Below are 19,087 nucleotides of genomic sequence, written 5' to 3'. Positions count from 1 at the left end.
ACGAAACGCCTAGTTAGGGAAGACGAACGCACCATGAGCCTTCTCGACGCCAGCCCGGTCTACAAGCCATTCAACTACCCCTGGGCCTATGACGCCTGGCTCACCCAGCAGCGCATCCATTGGCTGCCGGAGGAGGTGCCGCTGGCCGACGACGTGAAGGACTGGCACCGCAATCTGAGCGAGGGCGAGCGCAACCTGCTGACCCAGATCTTCCGCTTCTTCACCCAGGCCGACGTCGAGGTGAACAACTGCTACATGAAGCGGTACAGCCAGGTCTTCCAGCCGACGGAAGTCCAGATGATGCTCTCCGCCTTCTCCAACATGGAGACGGTGCATATCGCGGCCTACAGCCATCTGCTCGACACCATCGGCATGCCGGAGGTGGAGTATCAGGCGTTCCTCAAATACAAAGAAATGAAGGACAAATACGACTACATGCAGGGCTGGGGCATGGAGTCGAAGGAGGACATCGCCAAGACGCTGGCGGTCTTCGGGGGCTTCACCGAGGGGCTGCAGCTGTTCGCCAGCTTCGCCATGCTGATGAACTTCCCGCGCAACAACAAGATGAAGGGCATGGGCCAAATCGTCAGTTGGTCGGTGCGCGACGAGTCGCTGCACACCAGCTCGATCATCCGCCTCTTCAAGACCTTCGTCGCAGAGAACCCGGAAGTCTGGACGGAGGCCTTCAAGGCCGATCTGACGGACGCCTGCGCGACCATCGTGACGCATGAAGACGCCTTCATCGACCTCGCCTTCGAGCACGGCGACGTCCAGGGCCTCTCGGCGCAGGATGTGAAGGACTACATCCGCTACATCGCCGATCGGCGCTTGGGCCAGCTGGGCCTCGAGCCGCTCTTTGGGGCGGAGAAGAACCCGTTGCGCTGGATGGACGAGATGCTGAACGGCGTCGAGCACACGAACTTCTTCGAGAACCGGGCGACCGAATATTCCAAGGCCTCCACTCAAGGCACCTGGGAGGAGGCGTTCGCGTAACACAGAGCGCGCCGCTTTTTTGATCGGATCAAAGCGGGGACGGCGCGTTCGAGAGATCCCTGGCGCTCCCTGTTGATCCCTGCGCCCTCAGCGAAGAGGGTTTCTCTTCGCCCCTCCCCCGCCGGCGGAACCGTCGGCGGGGGTTCTGTGTTAGAGGCCTGAGCCGTCCACGCTCATGAAAAGCGCCGCCGCCAAAAGCAGCGCCCCAACCAGCCCCACGATCGTGGCCCAAGGGCTGGCGGCCAACGCCTTTTCTGTAAGGCCGACGCGCATCCCGCGGCGCACATTCGCCGGGTCGTTCTCGTGTTTGCGCAAAATGCGCCGCCGTCGAATGCGAATGACAACTTCGACGAAGTAGGGGACTGCGAGCATCAGAGATCCGACCGCCCCTAGGACCGCCACCCAGTCGCTCGGCTGCATGCTCGGCTCTCGCGGCGTTACGGAGCGACCTTCGCCCGCTCTAATCGAGCGGCGGCTTCTGGCGCAGACTGCTTAAGGCGCGCCTGCAGGTCGGCGCCGTCCGGAAGGTTGTCCAGCGGAAGGGAGGCTAGGGGAACGCGGCTCCGCAACGCATCCTCTGTTTCCTCGAGGCCCGATGTGCGGCCGCCGCCGCCGCCGATGCCGACGCCGTTCGCCAACCGATAAAACGCCAACCGCATTCCAGACATCAAGATCCTCCTAGATGACCTTTCGTCACCGCTTAAGTATATGCCCTAATTCGCGTGATATTCAAACCCTTACCGCCCATTTCGCGCGTAAGGCGATATGTCGCCAAAGCGTTTTCACGGCCCAGTGCGTTCGCATTCGCGCCGAGGCGCGCGAAAGTCGCGTAGGTGTTCATCGCGGCCAACTCGAGCTGCGTGTACGCGAACGATGCATCGTCTTGCGTATCGAACCTCAGAATAACGAGCCGAACCTCAGCGCCTCCCGGCGCGGCGCTTGAATCATGCAGGACGGTGTACCAGCATGACGCCACTCCCCGCATGCCTTTGTAGACTGCGGCGCTGACCGTTTGCGACCGCGGATCAACCGCCATGACTTCAACCTCCGGACGGAGGGCCTCGTCCACTCGGCGCAACGGATCTTCTGCATATCGCGCGATCGCCACGTAGAGATCCAACGCATCCTCGAAAGCCGCGTGGGGGCCATGATCCGGACTGAGCGCCCTTTCCGTTTCCGTCGAACAGTCTATGCGAGGACCTGTCGCATCGTGCTGCAAATCCAAGAACTTGATCCTATGCTCGCCCATCCCCCCTCGCCCGCTGCCGCGAAACCCAGGGGACCCTAGACACTCAAAGAGTGTATTTCAATAATTTTACGCGACAACAAAAAAGCAATCAAAGCGGCGGCTTTCGCTCCCGGGCGAAAGCGATCGACATCCGGGGAGTTCGCCCCCCTATCGGCTGCAGGACGGCCGCGCCCGGTCTTTTGGCGCGCCCCGCTATCGCCGGCCGAGACCCGGCCCGCGCGTCGTTCCGCGCTTCAATGCACCGCCTCCTTCGGCCGCCCCTCCTCTGCGCAGACAGCGAAGCTGATCCCCGCCCGCTCCGCCGGCGCGGCGTCTTGCGTCGCCATCGCGAGCGCCAGGCCCCGCGCCTCCACCGCCAGCGCCGAGCCGACCTCCTGTCCCGCCCCGGCCAGCGGATCGAGCCCCAGCAGGTCGCAGGCGTACGCCGCCGCTCGGTCGAGCCGGCCGGCGGCGGCCGCGCCGACCAGCGTCAGCAAGCGGATTTCGTCGGCGGCGAGGCAGGGGCAGCACTGTGCGTGATGCAGGATCCGTCGGCGCGCGCCGCCGCGCATGCCCTCGACCAGACGGATCAGCCCGCCCATCACCGCCCTGCCGTCACGTCCGCCGAAGACGCCGGCGACGGCGTCCCACGCGGCGGCGTGATGCGCCTTTCCGGCGACCCAGCGCCGGAAAGCGCGGACCAACGCCTGCTCGCCATGCGACAGATCGGATAGCCGGATCGGCGCGCCCGACGCCTGCGCGCGGGGGTCGCCGGCGCTGACGGACCAGATCGGACGGGCGGCGGGACGAGAGCGGCGGGGACGAAGATTGCTCATAGCTGCAGAACCCTTGGCGATGTGAAGATCTCATCTCCGAACAACGTATTGCGAGTCATTCGCATTTGCAATGGTGATTTTACGCCGCCGCCCCGCGCCGTTCTCCGGGGTCTCGCCGTGCAGGATTACAATTCACATTTTCTATTCGTATTATATTGACAAACACCAATCGACTGCGTAAAAGACACGAACAGCGCCGATTTGAGTCTCAGCTTGCGGGCGCTTTAAAAATTCAGCTAAAGCGGGTTGCGGCTAACCGCCCAGCCCCTGGCTGCGGCGGTTTTTTCGTGCGCGAGGAACCCGCCGCTCATATAGGCCCGCAAGCCCCGCCTCCGCTCGGCGTTCTTATGAACCGAGACTATGAGAAAGGGGTCCCGCCCATGTCCGAGAGCATCCATCCGCAGACGCTGGCGCTGCACGCCGGCTATCGCGCCGATCCGACGACCGGCTCCGTCGCCGTGCCGATCTACCAGACGACGAGCTACCAGTTCGAGAATGCGGAGCACGCGCGCAAGCTCTTCGCCTTGGAGGAGCTCGGCAACATCTACACGCGCATCATGAATCCGACCTGCGACGTGCTGGAGAAACGCGTCGCGGCGTTGGAGGGCGGCGTCGCCGCGCTGGCGCTGGCCTCCGGCCAGGCGGCGAGCGCCTTCGCGATTCAGAACATCGCCAAGGCCGGCGACAACGTCGTCAGCTCCACCGACCTTTACGGCGGCACCTGGAACCTCTTCGCCAACACGCTGAAGGACCAGGGGATTGAGGTGCGCTTCGTCGATCCCGCCGATCCGGAGAATTTCCGCAACGCGATCGACGATCGCACCCGCGCCTTCTATGCTGAGACCCTTCCCAACCCCAAGCTGCAGGTCTTCCCGATCGCCGAGGTCGCCGCCATCGGGCGCGAGTACGGGATCCCGCTGATCGTCGACAACACAGCCGCGCCGATCCTGTGCAAGCCGCTTGAGCACGGCGCGGCGGTCGTCGTCTATTCCGCCACCAAGTATCTGGGCGGACACGGCACGACGATCGGCGGCCTGCTGGTCGACGGCGGCGATTTCCCGTGGGAGGACTTCAAGGAGCGTCAGCCTTACCTCAACCAGCCCGACCCCTCCTACCACGGCGCCGTCTGGACGGAGGCGGTGAAGCCGCTCGGACCCATCGCCTACATCATCAAGGCGCGGGTCACGCTGCTGCGCGATCTCGGCGCGGCGCTCAGCCCCTTCAACGCCTTCCAGGCGATCCAGGGGATCGAGACGGTCGCGCTGCGCATGCGCGAGCACAGCCGCAACGGCGCGGCCGCAGCCGAGTTCCTGGAGAAACACCCGCTGGTCGACAAGGTGATCTATCCCGGCCTGCAGGAGGGCGAAGCCAAGCGCCGCGCGGACGCCCATCTGACCGGCGGCTACGGCGGCCTGGTCGGCTTCCACATTAAGGGCGGCCGGGCGGCCGGCGCAGCCTTCATCGACGCGCTGCAGTTGTTCTATCACGTGGCCAACATCGGTGACGCACGCTCGCTCGCCATCCATCCGGCGACGACGACGCACAGCCAGTTGACCGCCGAAGAGCAGGAGCAGAGCGGCGTCACCGACGCCTATGTCCGCCTGTCGATCGGGATCGAGCATATCGACGACATCCTGGCCGACCTCGACCAGGCGCTGAAGGCGGCGAGCTCCGTCGCGGAAGCGGCCTGACGCTTCACCCCAAGGCAGGAGCGAAAGCCATGAGCGCACCGAAGATCCCAACGCCGGCGCCCGTGCGCGCCCCCGCAGATCTGGGACGGCCGCCGCCCGCGCCGGCGCGCCCGTCCCCCTCCCCCTATGACGCTTTCGCGATGGCCGGCCTGGCCGGCTGACCGCGGAGGGTCAGGAGGCGTCGCGTCCGGCCGGTTGCGGGACCCTCTGATAGCCGGACGCGCTCGCGAGAGGCCGGGTCGCTCTCCTTTCCCGCGGGGGCGGGAGGGCGGCCCGGTTTACTCGTCATTCGCAGCCCCTCAAATCGGCCCTTGCGGGCCGCATTGGGCGCCGACCCTAGCTCTAAGTCGGCCGCCGCGATCGCGGATCCACTCCGACGGGGCGAGTGATCTTCTCGTTCCGGATGCACGAGATCGGCATCGAAAAGATCTCGTCCAGGGGCCGTTCCCAGGCGATCGTCGGGGGGATAACATAGAGGGAGGCTTCCCTCCGGGCGAGAACGTAGACCGTGATTTCGCCTCCCCCGTCTTTAGCCCCGCCTGCGTCGCGCCTTTCCCCGAACGGCGCCGTGCAGGACGGACCGAGGGTCAGGACTGATTGCGAGACCGGGTAGAATCCCCCTCGGTTCATTGGAATGTAGCGGTATAGAGAGGAGGCGTACGCGCTGAGAGAGAGGTAATAGACGGCGATGAAGAACGGCGCCGAGATGGCTAAAGAGACCAGCATATGCGACTGACGGCCGCGCGGCGTCAGTATGATCGTGCTCAAAAACGCGGCGACGAATAGCGCGACGGAAAGAACCAAGTTCCCGAAGCGGAAGCCCACCTCACCAATCCAGGAAACACTTCCAAACAACACATAGGCGGAGAAGATGAAGAATGTCGCCGCCAGACAGTGCAAAACCTTCAAGAGGGCGTGACGACCCCGTTCCTTGAACAGGTTCCGATAACTGATAAGCGGAGACGCGGACACAAGCGCCAAGCCTAGAGTGAAAAAGACGTAAAAGGAGTCCCGCAGCTCCCAATCAAAAACGGGATCTTTTATCAATCGCCACTCATGATATGAAAAGAAAATTACGCAAAAGAGCGTAATCCCTATGTATATTGCAATATTAAAGAAAACGATGATTCTATAAATGAATTTCCAAAAATTAGATTGTACAAAATCTAATGGCCCGTTCTTGATCTCCAAGGCCAGTATCAACATCGAAATGATATATCCAACCAAAATCGTATAAACAAATCCGACCTCGATAAATTGGGCGCGCGTGTAGTCATGACTCGGCAGGCCGATCTGCTTCAGGAACATCGAGTTTATGAGATATCCGGAAATGAACACAAAGCCGATTAAGGCCGTCGCAAGCGCAAGAACGCTGACGCCTCCGTCAACATAGAGAGGCCCCTTGTGTCTCCGCGGTTCGCGCTCAAGCTCGGCCGATGCGCTGCGCGGTCGGGATCCCCGGTTCGACCGTCTTGGCGCCCCCCTATCGAAAAACCTATTGTTACGTTTACGCATTGAGCGCCCCAGCGAAGCAGAAAGATGCAAAACAGATTAAATGCCCGTCTTTCGGGCGTCTAGAATGCTGGCGGCGTCACGCAAGCGCAGGATGAGGTTATGCCCACCCTCTACATCGACGCCGACGCCTGTCCGGTGAAGCAGGAGGCCGTGCGGGTCGCCGAGCGCTACGGCGTGCGCGTCGTGATGGTGAGCGACGGGGGTCTGCGCCCCTCCCGCCATCCGCTGGTGGAGACGGTCGTCGTCGCGCAAGGCGCCGACGCGGCCGACGACTGGATCGCCGATCGCGTCGGACCGGAGGACGTCTGCGTCACCTCGGACATCCCGCTCGCCGACCGGTGCCTGAAATACGGCGCGCAGGCGATCCGCCCGAATGGGGAGCTGTTCACGCAAGACATGATCGGCCAAGCGCTGGCCGGCCGCGCAATCGCGGAGCATCGCCGCTCCTTCGGAGAACAGACCCGGGGTCCCAGGCCCTTCAGCAAGGCCGACCGCTCGGCCTTCCTCGATCGGCTCGATTCGCTGCTGCGGCCGTTAGCTACATCAGCCCGCGACGCTTGAACCAGAGCCAAACGCCGAGGCCGAGCGCCGCCAGCACGGCGCAGACGATCCAGAAGGCGGCGCCGCTCTCGGTTCCCGGCATGCCGCCGACATTGATTCCGAGCAGCCCCGTGACGAACCCGAGCGGCAGGAAGATCGCCGCCACCACCGCCAACATGTACATGGTCCGGTTCATCCGCTCGCCCTGGAGAGCCACCGCTTCCTCGAAGCCGACGGCCGCGCGTTCGCGCACGCCGTCCAGATCGTCGACGATGCGGCCGTACCGCTCCCGCGCGTCGCGCAAGCGCCGACGCATCGGCTCCTTCAGCCAAGGCAGATCGCATTCGGCGGCCAGCGCCAGCGCCTCGCGCTGCGGCGCGATGTAGCGGCGCAGTTCGACGGCGCGGCGCCGCGCGTCAGCCAGCGCGTGGCGATGCGCCGTCAGCGTGCGCGGATCGCGTTCGTCCAGGGCGCTCTCGAAGCCGTCTATCTCTTCCTCCAGCTTCAGCACCACGGCGTGGATCCGCTCCGCAAGCCGTTCGGCCAGCCGATGGAACAGACCGAGCGCCGTCTTCGGCCCGCGTCCCGCCGCAAGCAGGCCCTGCACGTCCTCCACCGCCCGCAGCTTCTTGAGACGCAGGGTGACGATTCGGTTCTCCGAGACCGAAAGACGCAGCGAGACCATGTCTTCCGGCTCGGCCCCCGGATTCAAATTGACGCCGCGCAGATTCGCTTCAAGCCGCCCCTCGAAGGCGTCCGCGCCGGGGCGCGTCTCGGCGGCGAGCAGCCGATCGCACAAGATCTCGTCGTAGCCGGAGCGTTCGCGCAGCCAAGCCTGGGCCTCCGGCGCATCGCGCCGCAGATGGACCCAGATCACCGCCTTGTCCGGATCGCTCCAGGCCGTCTCCAGCTCCTGCTCGGTGAGCGCGCTCGCCCCGCCCCGACCGTCGAGGCGCATTGCGAACAACAGCCAAGGGTCCTCCGGGGCGACGGTGTCGGGGTCGGTCATCATGGCCGACAGTCTCGGCCACGCGCCGACGCTTGCCAAGCCGCGCGCAAGCGTCGAGCCTGTCGTCGTCATGATCGAAATCCTCGCCGCCTTGGCCCCGATCTTTCTGGTGATCGCGCTGGGAGCCGCCTTGCGGCGCGCCGGCTGGCTTACGGACGGGTTCTGGGACGGCGCGGAGAAGCTGGTCTACTACGGCCTGTTTCCCTGTCTGTTGTTTCGCAAGGCGGCGACGGCGCCGCTGGACCAACTGGCGGCCGGGCCGGTGGCGCTGACCCTGCTCGGGGCGATCCTGGGAACCGGATTGGCGGCTTTCGCTCTGCGCCCCGCGCTCAAGCTCTCTCCGGCCGCTTTCGGCAGCGTCCTCCAAGGCTCGATCCGGATGAACACCTATGTCGGTTTCGCCGCCGCGGCGGCGTTGGCGGGCGAAGTCGGCGCGGCGGCGGCCGCGCTGTGCGCGGCGGTGATGGTTCCCAGCGTCAATGCGCTGTCGATCATCGCCCTGACCGGGCTGCACGGCGGGGCCGAGGGCGCGCGTCCGACCGGGCCTCGCCTCGCTTGGCGGATCGTGCGGGGGCTTGCGCTGCATCAATTGATCGCGGCGATTCTGGCGGGAGCGGCGCTCAACCTGGCCGACCTGCCGATCCCGCCGCTGGTCGATCCGGCGACGGAGATTCTGGCGGCGGGGGCCTTGCCGATGGCGCTGCTGACGGTGGGCGCGGGGCTGCGGCTGTCCGCGCTCAAGGAGGCCGGGCGGGCGATGGGCGCAGCGGTCTTCCTTAAGCTCGCGTTGCACCCGGCCCTGGCGGCGGGGATCGCGTTTTCGGTGGGGCTGGACGGCGCGGTTCTGCTGACGGTGATGATCTTCGCCGCCCTGCCGTCTAGCGCCAGCGGCTATCACATGGCGCGACGGATGGGCGGCGACGCGCCGCTGCTGGCGGGCGTGATTTCGGCGCAAACCCTGGCGGCGGCGGTCACGCTGCCCGCGATCATTCTGCTGCTTCGGTGAGCGACCGCGTCGTCGCGCCCTCGCCGGCCAACCGCACCGCATCCTCGACGCTCAGCACGGAGCCGGACGGAAAGCGGATGCGCACCGCGGTGCCGACGCCCAACTCGCTTTCGATCGTCATCTCCGCCCGCATCAGCGCGGCCAGACGCTTGCAGATCGCGAGCCCGATCCCGGAGCCCGAGGCCTCATGGCGACGCACGCTGGGCGCGCCTAGTTGCGTGAAGGGCTCCATCACGCGCGCGAGGTCGGCGTCCGCGATGCCGACCCCGTCATCCGCCACGCTCAGGGTGAGCGCCCCGTCAGAGTCGGTGGCGACCTGCACGTCGATGCGCCCGCCCTCGGTCGTGAACTTGATGGCGTTGCTCACCAAATTCAGCAGAATCTGCTTCACGGCCCGCCGGTCGCCGAGAACGTACACGCCCCGCCGGCCGGACTGGACGAGCGTGAGGGAGCGCGCGTCGGCGCCCTTGCCGAGCAAGCCGATCGCGGCGCGCACCACCTCGTCCACAGCGACGGGCGCGCGCTCCACCTCGTACTTGCCCGCCTCGATCTTCGACAGGTCCAGGATGTCGCCGATCACCTCCATCAGATGCTTGCCGCTGCGATAGATGTCGTCCGCATACTCTTGATAGCGCGGATTGCCGAGCGGGCCGAAGACCTCTTCGCGGATCAATTCAGCGAAGCCGAGAATCGCGTTGAGAGGGGTGCGGATCTCGTGGCTCATATTGGCGAGAAAGTCGGATTTGGCCCGGCTCGCCATCTCCGCCTCCTCCTTGGCGAGCTTGAGCGCGCGCTCCGCCTCGCTGCGCACCGTCACGTCGATGTCGAGGCCGCCGAGTCCGACGACCTCGCCCGCCTCGTTCAGGATCGGGAATTTCGTCACCTGAAACTTGCGCCCGCTGGACCGCTTGGTGTCGACGCCTTCCAGCGTGACGCAGCGATTGTCCTCGAGCACCATCCGATCGGTCTCGTGCATCTCCTCCGGCGCCTCATCGCCGAAGGCCGCCGAGATGTCCTGTCCGATCATCTGCTCAGGCGGCGCCTCGTAAGTCTCGGCGAAGTAGCGGTTGACCACTTGATAGCGCCCCTTGCGATCTTTGAGATAAATCGCGAAGGGCGCGTGGTCGAGAATCGCTTGGAAGCGCTGATTGGCCTGATGCAGCAAGGTCTCGGCGCGTTTGGCGTCGGTGATGTCCACGACCACCGCGCCGATCCCCTGAAGCTGATCGTCGGGCGCGAAGAGCGGAAACTTGACCGTGTAGAGACTGCGCACGCCGGACTTTGTCTCGACCGTGTGCTCGCGGGCGACGACTTCACGCCGCGTCATAACCTCGAGATCGTGCGCTCGGGTCGCCTCGCCCAGCGCGCCGTGATGGACCTCTTGCGGCAGCTTGCCGATGACGTCGGCGGCGGCGACGCCGAAGAGCTGCTCGAATCGCCGGTTGATCTGAAGATAGCGCCCCTCGGCGTCCTTCAGGTAAATCTCCACCGGCGCGTGATCGAAAATCGCCTTCAGCCGGCTCTCCCCAAGCGCCGCCTCGCGGGTGCGCTGATCCAGGGCGACGGCGAGCTCCGCCTGCGCGGAACGCAATTTACGCTGCTGCTGCAGCAACTGCAGGACCAGCACGCCGCCGATCGCCAAGGCTGCGGTCAGTATCCACAGCGAGAGAGACCCGACGCCGACGACGCTCGGCCCGACGGCGGTCGACCAGCTTTGCGCCGGAATAGGCGTCGCGCCCGGCGTCCCGAGGGCGGCCAACTGCATCGGGGCCGGCGGCCCGCCCGCCCTGGCGGCCGCCCACCAGCCGCCTGCGGCCGTGAGAGCGAGCGCGCCGAGCCCGGCGTGCGCCATCCGCCGGCGCATGCGCCGGCGCTTCGCCCGAAGAAAAATCCGCTCCGCCATGACGCCCCGCCCGTCCAAGATCAGAGGCCGCCGCCTGGTCGGTGACGTCGGCCCGACGGCGTACGACGGCAGCCTAGGACAAGCCGTCTTTCGCATTCGTTAACAGGGCCGGGAAAAGCGACGGGCGTCGGCGCGGCGCCAAAAGAGTTGCCGCAGACGCGCTTGGGCGTATAGTGCGGCCCCGATGTCGACCGCACCGGCCATAGGCTTCTCCCACCGCCACCTGCTTGGCATCGACGGTCTTTCCCCTCCCGAGATCACGCACCTCCTCGATCTGGCGGACAGCTACGTCGACCAATCGCGGCGCGTCGACAAGAAGTCGGAGCTCCTCAAGGGACTCACCGTCATCAACCTCTTTTTCGAGAATTCGACGCGCACCCGCACCTCTTTCGAGGCGGCGGCGAAACGTCTCGACGCCGACGTCATCAACATGGCGGTCTCGACCAGCTCGATCAAAAAGGGCGAGACCCTGATCGACACCGCGATGACGCTGAACGCCATGCATCCCGACGTGCTGGTCGTGCGCCACGGCGACTCGGGCGCCGTGCAGCTGTTGGCTGAGAAGGTGGACGGCGCGGTCATCAACGCCGGCGACGGTCGCCACGAGCATCCGACCCAGGCGTTGCTCGACGCGTTGACGATCCGCCGGCGCATCGGGCGGCTCGACAATCTGACGGTCGCGATCTGCGGCGACATCGCGCACAGCCGGGTCGCGCGGTCGAACATCCATTTGCTGCAGATCATGGGCGCGCGGGTGCGCGTCATCGCACCGCCGACCCTGCTGCCGAGCGCCATCGACCGCATGGGCGTGGACGTCTTCACCGACATGCGCGAAGGCCTCAAAGACGTCGACATCGTGATGATGCTGCGCCTGCAGTTGGAACGCATGCAGGGCTCCTTCGTCCCCTCGGTGCGCGAGTATTTCCGCTTCTTCGGGTTGGATCGCGACAAGCTCGCCTGCGCCAAATCCAACGCGCTGATCATGCATCCCGGTCCGATGAACCGCGGCGTGGAGATCGACAGCGAATTGGCCGACGACATCGACCGCTCGCTGATCCGCGATCAGGTCGAGATGGGCGTGGCCGTGCGCATGGCGGTGCTCGACGTGCTGACCAAGCCGCTGCGCGAGGCCGGCGCGGCCGAGGGGGTCTCGTCATGAATCAGGAAGGCCGGATCGCCTATCTGAACGCGCGGCTAATCGACCCGGCGACTGGGCTCGACGAGACCGGGGCGCTCCTGATCGAAGACGGCCGAATCGCCGACTTCGGGGCGCATCTTTTCCGCACCGGCGCGCCGTCGGTCAGCGAAGTGGTCGACTGCAAGGGCATGGTTCTCGCCCCGGGCCTGATCGACGCGCGCGTGCAGTTGCGCGAGCCCGGCGCCGAGCACAAGGAGACGATCGACACCGGCGCGCAGGCCGCGGCCGCCGGAGGCGTCACCGCGATGATCTGCCTGCCCAACACGGATCCGCCGGTCGACGACGTCTCGGTCGTGGAGTTCATCGCGCGCCGCTCGCGCGAGCTCAAGGCCGCCAAGGTCTACAGCTACGCCGCCCTCACCAAGGGCCTTAAGGGCGAGGAGATCACCGAGATCGGCCTGTTGAGCGAGGCCGGCGCGGTCGCCTTCACCGACGGCGAATGGGCGCTGGCCAACGCCAAGGTGATGAAACGTGCGATGAGCTACGCGCAGACCTTCGACGCCCTGATCGTGCAGCACCCGCTGGAGCCGACGCTGTCCGCCGGGGGCGTCATGAATGCGGGCGAGTTGGCGACCCGCCTCGGCCTGTCCGGCGTGCCGATGGCGGCGGAGACGATCCAGGTGGAGCGCGATCTCCACCTGCTGGAGGCGACGGGCGGGCGTCTGCATTTCGCGCACGTGACGGCGCCGAGCGCGTTGAAGGCGATCGCGGCGGCGAAGGCCCGCGGCCTGGACGTCAGCTGCGACGCGGCCCCGCACTATTTCGCGCTGAACGAAAACGCCGTCGACCAGTATCGCAGCTTCGCGAAGGTGATGCCGCCGCTGCGCGCGGAAGCCGACCGGCAGGCGCTGGTGGAGGCGATCGCCGACGGCGTCGTCGACCTGGTGGCCAGCGACCACAGCCCGCACGACCAGGACAGCAAGCGCCTGCCCTTCGAGCAGGCGGAGTTCGGCGTGATCGGCCTGCAGACGCTGCTGCCGATGACGCTGGAGCTTTACCATAACGGCCACCTGTCCCTGATCGACGCGCTGGCGCTGGTGACGTCCAAGCCGGCCGAGCGCTTTCGCGTCCCGGGCGGCCGGTTGAAGCGCGGCGCGGCCGCAGACCTGGTGCTGTTCGACCCGGACAAGCCCTGGACCGTGCGCGAGGAGGATATGCGCTCCAAATCCAAGAACACCGCCTTCGGCGATCGCCCCGTGCAGGGTCAGGTGCTGCGCACCGTCGTCGACGGCCGACCGCTCTACCGCGCGACGGGGTTCTGAGCCGGGATCTCAGCGACGCAGCGCTATGCCTCGTCGGCCCGGACTTCGGTCCGGGCCGACAGCGTCACGCGTCGGGCGGCCCGCGCCGCTGTTCTTCCTCCGGGCCAAGCCCGGGGTGACGGCAGGCAGCCTTTGAGGGCGCGGGCGGGAACGGCGCCGCCCGGCTCACCCCCCCGCCAACCCCAACTGCCTCGGCAGCCAGAGCGCCAGCGCCGGGATCAGCAGGATCAATGCGACCCGCAGCCCGTCGGCGGCGATGAAGGGCAGGATTCCGCGAGACAGCACCCGCAAGGAAAGCTCCCGGCTGACCCCCTGAATCACGAACAGGTTCATGCCGATCGGCGGGGTGATGAGCCCGATCTCCGCGACCGAGACCAGCAGGACGCCGAACCAGATCGGATCGAAGCCGAAGGCCGTGACGATGCCGAAGGCCGGCGTCACCGTCAGCAGGATCATCGACAGGCTGTCCATGAAGCAGCCCAGGATCACGTAGAAGACCAGCATCAGGACCAAGACCGCCATCGGCGGCAGCCCGGCCGCCGTGATGCTCTCCACCAGGAGCGTGGTGAGGCCCGAGGCCTCGATGAAGAAGTTGAACAGCGCGGCCCCGATCAGGATCAGGAAGATCATGCCGGTGAGTTCCGCCGTCTCCTGCATCCCCTTGCCGAGCGTGGAGAGCGTGAGCTTGCCCCGCAGGGCCGTGAACAGCAGCGCCCCGCCGGCGCCGATCGCCGCCGCTTCCGTCGGCGAGAAGATCCCGGCGTAGATCCCGCCGATCACCAGGACGATCAGCAGGAAGGCGTCCCACATCCGCCAGAAGGCTTGGAGACGCGCCGCCCCGCTCGCCTTCTCGACCGCGGGGCCGGCCGCCGGGTCGCGGCCGACGCGAACCCGGATCGCCCCCATATAGAGGAGCGCGGCGAGCGCGCCGGGGATCATGGCGGCCGCGAACAGCGCGCCGATCGACTGCTCCGTCAGCAGGGCGTAGATCACCAGCAGGATCGACGGCGGGATCAGGACGCCCAGCGTCCCGCCCGCCGCGACCGACGCGCCGGCGAGGCCGGGATCGTAGCCGCGATCGCGCATCTCCGGCAGGGCGACGCGCCCCATCGTCGCGCAGGTGGCGAGCGACGAGCCGCAGATCGCCCCGAACACGCCGCACGCGCCGACCGTCGCCATGGCGAGCCCGCCGCGCAGATGGCCCATGAAGGCGTGCACCCCGGCGTAGAGGTTGCCGGAGAGCCCCGAATGCGCCGCGAACACCCCCATGAAGATGAACAGCGGCACGACCGACAGCCCGTAGGGGAAGACCGCCTCGAACGGCAGACTGGCCATCACATAGGAGGCGGAGCGCCAGCCCATAAGCAGGATCCCGCCGAGGGCCCCCACCGCCCCCATCGCGATCGCGATCGGGACGCGAAGCGCCGCCAGCGCCAGCACCGCCAGGAAGCCGAAGAGCCCGATCAGCGGATCGTTCACCCGCGCGCCTCCCCGGCGGTCAACCGCTCCAGAAAGAGGCTGAGAGCCGCCAGCGCCGACAGCGCAAAACCGAGCAGAACAAACGCCCAATAGGCGATCATCGGGATCGCCAGATCCTGGCTGACGTCGCCGTAGCGCCACTGCTCCATCGCGCGTCCCCAGGAAAGATAGAGCAGAAAGGCGACGAGCGCCGCGGACAGCGCCGCCCCCGCGGCGTCCAAAAGCCGCGTCGCCCGCGGCCCGAAGCGGCTGGCGAACAGATCGACGGTGACGTGCGCGCCGCGCATGAAGGCGTAGGGAATCGAGAGGAACGCCGCCGCCATGACGCAGAGCTGCGTCAGATCCACAGCCCCGATCAGCGATTGCGACCCGATCCGCCGCCAAGCGACGTCGACCACGACAAGCCCGATCGCCACCGCCAACGCGGCGATCCCGACGCCGGCGAAAAGCCGGGTCGTCCGCTCCATCGCCCGGGCGAAGGCGCGCGCGATCCGGCGCGCGCCGCCGCCCAAGGCGGTGTCGCGGTGAGGGGGATCAGGGGGCGTCATCGCTTAAAGCGGCTCGTCAACCTTCTGAGAATTGGGCGACAAGCTCTTGAGCGCGCTCGTAAATCGCCATCGGATTCTCGACGCCCTCGCCGCGGAGAGACTTGAGATAGCCCTCGATCATCGGCTCGAGCTGGGCCTTCCATTCGGCGCGGGTCGCGTCGTCGATCTCGATGATGGTGTTGCCCCGCTCGACCGCGTCCTTGCGGCCTCTGGCCTCCCACTTGTCCCACCAGGGTCCGAACTTGGCGACCAGATTGTCGCCCGACAGCTCGTCGACGGCGGTGCGGACGTCCTCGGGCAGGTCGGCGTAGCGCTGCTTGTTCATCAGCACGTGGAAGCCGGCGACATAGGCGCGCGCGTCCGTGTGATAGCCGAGCAACTCGTTCAGCTTGATCGCGCCGACCAGATCCCAGGTCGTCACCACGCCGTTGATCACGCCCTTCTGAAGATTCTCGTAGATCTGCGCGGGCGGCATGCCGACGGGAGAAGCGCCGACGGATTCAAGCATCGCCGAGACCGCCGGACCCGGCGTGCGCATGCGCAGCCCTTCGAGATCTTCGAGCGAGCGCACCGGCCGATCCGCCGTGTGGAACAGTCCGCCATGATGGGTGAAGAGCGCGAGGACGTGGAAATCATCGTACTCGCCGCCCAGCATGCCTTCCTCGTAGAGGGTGTAGAGGGTCTTGGAACCTGGCCCCGCCTTCTCCACCAGGAACGGGAGCTCGATGATGGAACTCGCCGGGAATCGCCCGCGCGGAATACCGTTGAGCCCGAGCGCGATGTCGATCACGCCGGCGCGCACCTGATCCGCCTGACGCATGATGTTGCCGAAGCTGGAGGTGGCGTCATAGACCTCCACCTTCACGCGGCCGTCGGTCTTTTCGGTCAACTGCTCGCCCCAGGGGACCAGAAAATCCGTATGGAAGCCGTGACGCGGCGGCAGATAGTGGCTGATCTTCAGCGTGATCTCGTCCTGCGCGCGCACTGGGCGCAATCCGGAGGCCAGCGCCAGCGTTGTCGCGCCGGCGCCCGCCATCATGCTGCGGCGGGTGATGGTCGGGGTCATGGGTCGGTTTCCTCACCTGTTTGTCAAAGCCTCGGGCTCCGTCCCGCACCGGATCGGTGCGAGCGAACCTCTTCTTCCTCTGGCGTCCATTTCATAGGCCGGAGCGCAGCGCTTCAAGGGCGAAATCCGAGCCGACCCACCGCGAAGCCGCGTCGCGCTTTATAACGGGGCGGCAATCGCTTATGCAGGGGCGTGATGGAAACGCTCATGACGCCGCCCCTCATCGCCGCGGCGCTCGGCGGGTATCTGCTGGGCGCAATCCCCTTCGGCCTCGTGCTGAGCAAGCTCGCGGGACTCGGCGACATTCGGGCCATCGGCTCCGGGAATATCGGCGCGACCAACGTGCTGCGCACCGGGCGCAAGGGCCTGGCGGCGGCGGTGTTGCTGCTGGATTCCGGCAAGGGCGCGGCGGCCGCCTTGGCCGCGCTGGCGCTCCTCCCGGCGGAGGCGGGTCCGCTCGCCTCGCTGATCGCCGGGGTCGCTGCGGTCATCGGTCATAACTTTCCCGTCTGGCTGCGCTTCAAGGGCGGCAAAGGCGTGGCGACCACGTTGGGCGTGCTGCTGGCGGTCGCCTGGCCCATAGGGCTCGCCGCCTGCGCCACTTGGCTCGCTGTCGCGGCGCTCTTTCGCTACTCGTCGCTGGCGGCTCTGCTCTCGCTCGCCGCCGCGCCGGGATACGCCCTTCTCATCGATCGGCCCGACACGGCGGTCGCGGCCGGATTCCTCGCCGCCCTCGCCTGGGCGCGCCACCATCAGAACATCGCCCGCCTTCTGAAGGGAGAGGAAAGCAAGATCGGCGGGGAGAAGGGTTAACGGGGCGCATCGGCCCTCTTTTTTCGATTGACCGCACACACAACGTGCGATGTCCTTTGCTTCATGAATACGACCATTGAGCGCCTGCCCGAAGCGGAGCGGCTGGCGCGGCTTCGGCTTTACCGCAGCGAGAATGTCGGGCCGATCGCGTTTCGCCAGCTGTTGGCTCGTTTTCGCAGCGGCGAAGCGGCGTTGGAGGCGCTGCCGGCGCTGGCCAAGCGCGGCGGTCGGCGCCGGCCGCTGAAAGTCTGCCCGAAGGCGGAGGCGGAGCGCGAGCTTGAAGCGCTGGAGGCGGCCGGCGGCTGGATGGTCCATCGCGGCGAAGCCGGCTTTCCCGCGCCGCTGGCGACGATTGAGGACGCGCCGCCGCTGCTCTCCGGCTTCGGCCACCCGCATCTGTTGAGGCGCCCCGCCGTCGCGATCGTCGGCGCCCGCGAATGTTCCCTGAACGGCCGGCGGTTGGCGGAGCGCTTCGGCCGGGCGCTGGCGGAGGCGGGCTTCGTCGTCGTCTCCGGCATGGCGAAAGGGATCGACGCGGCCGCCCATTCGGGCGCGCTCGACGGCGGGACGATCGCGGCCTTGGCCGGCGGGGTCGACGTGATCTACCCGCGCGAGAACGCCGATCTGTACCGCGCGATCAAGGAGCGCGGCGCGCTGGTGGGCGAGATGCCCTTCGGCTTGGTCGGCCAGGCCCGGCACTTCCCACGGCGCAATCGGGTGATCTCCGGTCTGTCGCTTGGCGTGCTGGTGGTCGAGGCGCGCCAGCGCTCCGGCTCGTTGATCACGGCGCGTCTCGCCGCCGATCAAGGGCGGGAGGTGTTCGCCCTGCCGGGCTCCCCCCTCGATCCGCGGGCGCGGGGGCCGAACGACCTGATCCGCAAGGGGGCCGCGCTCGTCGAGAGCCCCGAGGAGATGATCGCCTATCTCGCGGACCTGCCCGGTCCCGACGCAATGGAGGAGCCGACCGGCGGCTTCGACGACGCGCCGGTCGGCCCGCCCGACGAGGCGAGCCTGGACGCCGCCCGCGCGGCGATCCGTCAGGCGCTTAGCCCGACGCCCGTCGGCCAAGACGAGCTGATTCGGGATCTGGGCCTGCCGCCGGCCGCGGTGCTGACCGTGCTGTTGGAGATGGAGCTGGCCGGGACCGTGGAGCGGCTGCCCGGCGGGCGGGTGTCGCTCCTCGCCCCGGAGGCGTGAGCCGCTAACCCAACGCCATATGCGCGGCGAGCCCGAGCGTGAAGCCGGCCACTGCGCCGAACGGCGGTCCCCAGGCCGCCTCGAGCCGGGCTTCCGGGGCGATGTCTTGGAAGGTGAGATAGAGAATCCCGCCCGCGGCCGTCAGCATCACGACCGCCAGCGAGTCCGGCGAATGGCCCAAGGCGAGAAAGCCGAGGGCCGCCGCCGCCGGCCCCAACAGCGCGCACAACGCAAGCAGGCCGAAGACCGTCCAGCGCCCGCCGGCGAAGCGCGCGGCGCGCAGTTCGCGATAAGCGTTGAAGGCTTCGGGCAAGTTCTGCAGCCCGATGATCAGCGCCAACAGCAGCCCGACCGGATCGCCCGTGGCGAGCAGCGCGCCCAACGCCGCCGCCTCCGGCAGGAAGTCGAGCAGCATGGCGAGCAGCTGCGCCAACTTCGCCCCGCTCTCCTGCAGGCGCTTGTCGATCCATAGGAAGACCGCGCCGCCGGCCAGCACGGCGGCCGACGCCGCGACGGGGCCGAGGCTCTCCGCTCCTTTGGGCGCGAGAACGAAGGCGACGGCCGCGACGAGCACGCCGCCCCCGAAGGCGGTGACGCTATGGCGCAGTTCGCGCTCGATCCACTGAGGCGCGAGCCCTTCCGCCGCGGCGAGGGCCGCGCCCAACAGGATCGCGCCCCCCGCCCCGCCGGCGTAAAGCAATGCTTCGAGCAGATCCGGGTCCATTCCCCGAGCCTAGCGTCGCGCGCAGACCCGACAAGCCTTCACCGTAACCGGATCGGGGGCTTTGCGCGCCGGGCCGGCT

At 67.1% G+C, this 19,087-nt stretch carries 19 protein-coding genes and 1 riboswitch; of the genes, 9 read left to right on the top strand and 10 right to left on the bottom strand.

Features of this window, described 5'->3' with window-relative positions; translation table 11 throughout:
* The first annotated feature begins 33 nt into the window (after positions 1–33).
* Positions 34–993, top strand: coding sequence for a ribonucleotide-diphosphate reductase subunit beta (locus RIB45_RS11700; RefSeq protein ID WP_350050456.1), 960 nt, complete (start codon positions 34–36; stop codon positions 991–993).
* A 150-nt stretch (positions 994–1,143) separates the two neighbouring features.
* On the opposite strand, the gene RIB45_RS11695 is transcribed toward RIB45_RS11700, so the two are convergent.
* The 3 genes from RIB45_RS11695 to RIB45_RS11685 all read right to left on the bottom strand — a co-directional run bounded on the left by RIB45_RS11695 (position 1,144) and on the right by RIB45_RS11685 (position 3,057).
* Complete coding sequence (locus RIB45_RS11695; RefSeq protein WP_350050455.1) at positions 1,144–1,413, bottom strand: hypothetical protein; 270 nt, start codon at positions 1,411–1,413, stop codon at positions 1,144–1,146.
* 280 nt (positions 1,414–1,693) lie between these two features.
* Positions 1,694–2,218 carry an antibiotic biosynthesis monooxygenase family protein gene (locus RIB45_RS11690; RefSeq protein WP_350050454.1) on the bottom strand — a complete coding sequence of 175 codons (525 nt, stop codon included), beginning with the start codon at positions 2,216–2,218 and terminating at the stop codon, positions 1,694–1,696.
* Between the two features lie 257 nt (positions 2,219–2,475).
* Positions 2,476–3,057, bottom strand: coding sequence for a hypothetical protein (locus tag RIB45_RS11685; protein ID WP_350050453.1), 582 nt, complete (start codon positions 3,055–3,057; stop codon positions 2,476–2,478).
* A gap of 183 nt (positions 3,058–3,240) precedes the next feature.
* Positions 3,241–3,318, top strand: a riboswitch (SAM riboswitch).
* A gap of 119 nt (positions 3,319–3,437) precedes the next feature.
* Here RIB45_RS11685 and RIB45_RS11680 point away from each other — a divergent pair.
* Together RIB45_RS11680 and RIB45_RS11675 are read left to right on the top strand one after the other, a co-directional pair.
* The gene (locus RIB45_RS11680) at positions 3,438–4,748 is read left to right on the top strand and encodes an O-acetylhomoserine aminocarboxypropyltransferase/cysteine synthase family protein (RefSeq protein ID WP_350050452.1); all 1,311 of its coding nucleotides are present in this window, start codon (positions 3,438–3,440) and stop codon (positions 4,746–4,748) included.
* Between the two features lie 29 nt (positions 4,749–4,777).
* Complete coding sequence (locus RIB45_RS11675; RefSeq protein WP_350050451.1) at positions 4,778–4,909, top strand: hypothetical protein; 132 nt, start codon at positions 4,778–4,780, stop codon at positions 4,907–4,909.
* A gap of 181 nt (positions 4,910–5,090) precedes the next feature.
* Here the strand turns inward: RIB45_RS11675 and RIB45_RS11670 are convergent, their stop codons facing one another.
* Positions 5,091–6,056: a hypothetical protein gene (locus tag RIB45_RS11670; protein ID WP_350050450.1), complete on the bottom strand. Its 966-nt coding sequence runs from the start codon at positions 6,054–6,056 to the stop codon at positions 5,091–5,093.
* A gap of 306 nt (positions 6,057–6,362) precedes the next feature.
* On the opposite strand from RIB45_RS11670, the gene RIB45_RS11665 reads away from it, so the two are divergent.
* A complete protein-coding gene (locus RIB45_RS11665) occupies positions 6,363–6,824 on the top strand; it encodes a YaiI/YqxD family protein (protein ID WP_350050449.1) in 462 nt (153 codons plus the stop codon).
* Here RIB45_RS11665 and RIB45_RS11660 read toward each other — a convergent pair.
* Positions 6,802–7,815 (bottom strand): zinc transporter ZntB, encoded by a 1,014-nt coding sequence (locus RIB45_RS11660; protein WP_350050448.1) that lies wholly within the window; start codon positions 7,813–7,815, stop codon positions 6,802–6,804. The genes RIB45_RS11665 and RIB45_RS11660 overlap by 23 nt on opposite strands.
* On the opposite strand from RIB45_RS11660, the gene RIB45_RS11655 reads away from it, so the two are divergent.
* Positions 7,814–8,818: an AEC family transporter gene (locus RIB45_RS11655; protein ID WP_350050447.1), complete on the top strand. Its 1,005-nt coding sequence runs from the start codon at positions 7,814–7,816 to the stop codon at positions 8,816–8,818. The two genes, RIB45_RS11660 and RIB45_RS11655, sit on opposite strands and share 2 nt — an antisense overlap.
* On the opposite strand, the gene RIB45_RS11650 is transcribed toward RIB45_RS11655, so the two are convergent.
* The gene (locus RIB45_RS11650) at positions 8,799–10,721 is read right to left on the bottom strand and encodes a PAS domain-containing protein (RefSeq protein ID WP_350050446.1); all 1,923 of its coding nucleotides are present in this window, start codon (positions 10,719–10,721) and stop codon (positions 8,799–8,801) included. The two genes, RIB45_RS11655 and RIB45_RS11650, sit on opposite strands and share 20 nt — an antisense overlap.
* Positions 10,722–10,905: 184 nt before the next feature.
* Between RIB45_RS11650 and RIB45_RS11645 the strand changes: the two genes are divergently transcribed.
* Together RIB45_RS11645 and pyrC are read left to right on the top strand one after the other, a co-directional pair.
* A complete protein-coding gene (locus RIB45_RS11645; protein WP_350050445.1) occupies positions 10,906–11,880 on the top strand; it encodes an aspartate carbamoyltransferase catalytic subunit in 975 nt (324 codons plus the stop codon).
* On the top strand, positions 11,877–13,181 hold the full coding sequence (gene pyrC / locus RIB45_RS11640; protein ID WP_350050444.1) for a dihydroorotase: 1,305 nt from the start codon (positions 11,877–11,879) through the stop codon (positions 13,179–13,181). The genes RIB45_RS11645 and pyrC overlap by 4 nt, the downstream gene beginning before the upstream one ends.
* Positions 13,182–13,346: 165 nt before the next feature.
* Here pyrC and RIB45_RS11635 read toward each other — a convergent pair whose 3' ends face one another.
* From RIB45_RS11635 to RIB45_RS11625, 3 genes are read right to left on the bottom strand one after another with little or no spacing between them, the layout of a single operon-like run.
* Positions 13,347–14,660: a TRAP transporter large permease gene (locus RIB45_RS11635; RefSeq protein WP_350050443.1), complete on the bottom strand. Its 1,314-nt coding sequence runs from the start codon at positions 14,658–14,660 to the stop codon at positions 13,347–13,349.
* Positions 14,657–15,208, bottom strand: a complete 552-nt coding sequence (locus RIB45_RS11630; protein WP_350050442.1) for a TRAP transporter small permease — start codon at positions 15,206–15,208, stop codon at positions 14,657–14,659. The genes RIB45_RS11635 and RIB45_RS11630 overlap by 4 nt, the downstream gene beginning before the upstream one ends.
* Before the next feature lie 16 nt (positions 15,209–15,224).
* On the bottom strand, positions 15,225–16,274 hold the full coding sequence (locus RIB45_RS11625) for a TRAP transporter substrate-binding protein (protein WP_350050441.1): 1,050 nt from the start codon (positions 16,272–16,274) through the stop codon (positions 15,225–15,227).
* A 195-nt stretch (positions 16,275–16,469) separates the two neighbouring features.
* On the opposite strand from RIB45_RS11625, the gene plsY reads away from it, so the two are divergent.
* Together plsY and dprA are read left to right on the top strand one after the other, a co-directional pair.
* Complete coding sequence (gene plsY, locus RIB45_RS11620; RefSeq protein WP_350050440.1) at positions 16,470–17,087, top strand: glycerol-3-phosphate 1-O-acyltransferase PlsY; 618 nt, start codon at positions 16,470–16,472, stop codon at positions 17,085–17,087.
* A gap of 63 nt (positions 17,088–17,150) precedes the next feature.
* On the top strand, positions 17,151–18,284 hold the full coding sequence (gene dprA, locus RIB45_RS11615) for a DNA-processing protein DprA (protein ID WP_350050439.1): 1,134 nt from the start codon (positions 17,151–17,153) through the stop codon (positions 18,282–18,284).
* Positions 18,285–18,288: 4 nt separating this feature from the next.
* Here the strand turns inward: dprA and RIB45_RS11610 are convergent, their stop codons facing one another.
* Complete coding sequence (locus RIB45_RS11610) at positions 18,289–19,008, bottom strand: ZIP family metal transporter (protein ID WP_350050438.1); 720 nt, start codon at positions 19,006–19,008, stop codon at positions 18,289–18,291.
* Positions 19,009–19,087: the final 79 nt, after the last annotated feature.

Source organism: Marivibrio sp. (assembly GCF_040218065.1).
Lineage (GTDB): Bacteria > Pseudomonadota > Alphaproteobacteria > UBA8366 > Aestuariispiraceae > Marivibrio.
Note: the sequence above shows the minus strand (reverse complement) of the source record. Positions and strands in the feature narration are given on the sequence as shown.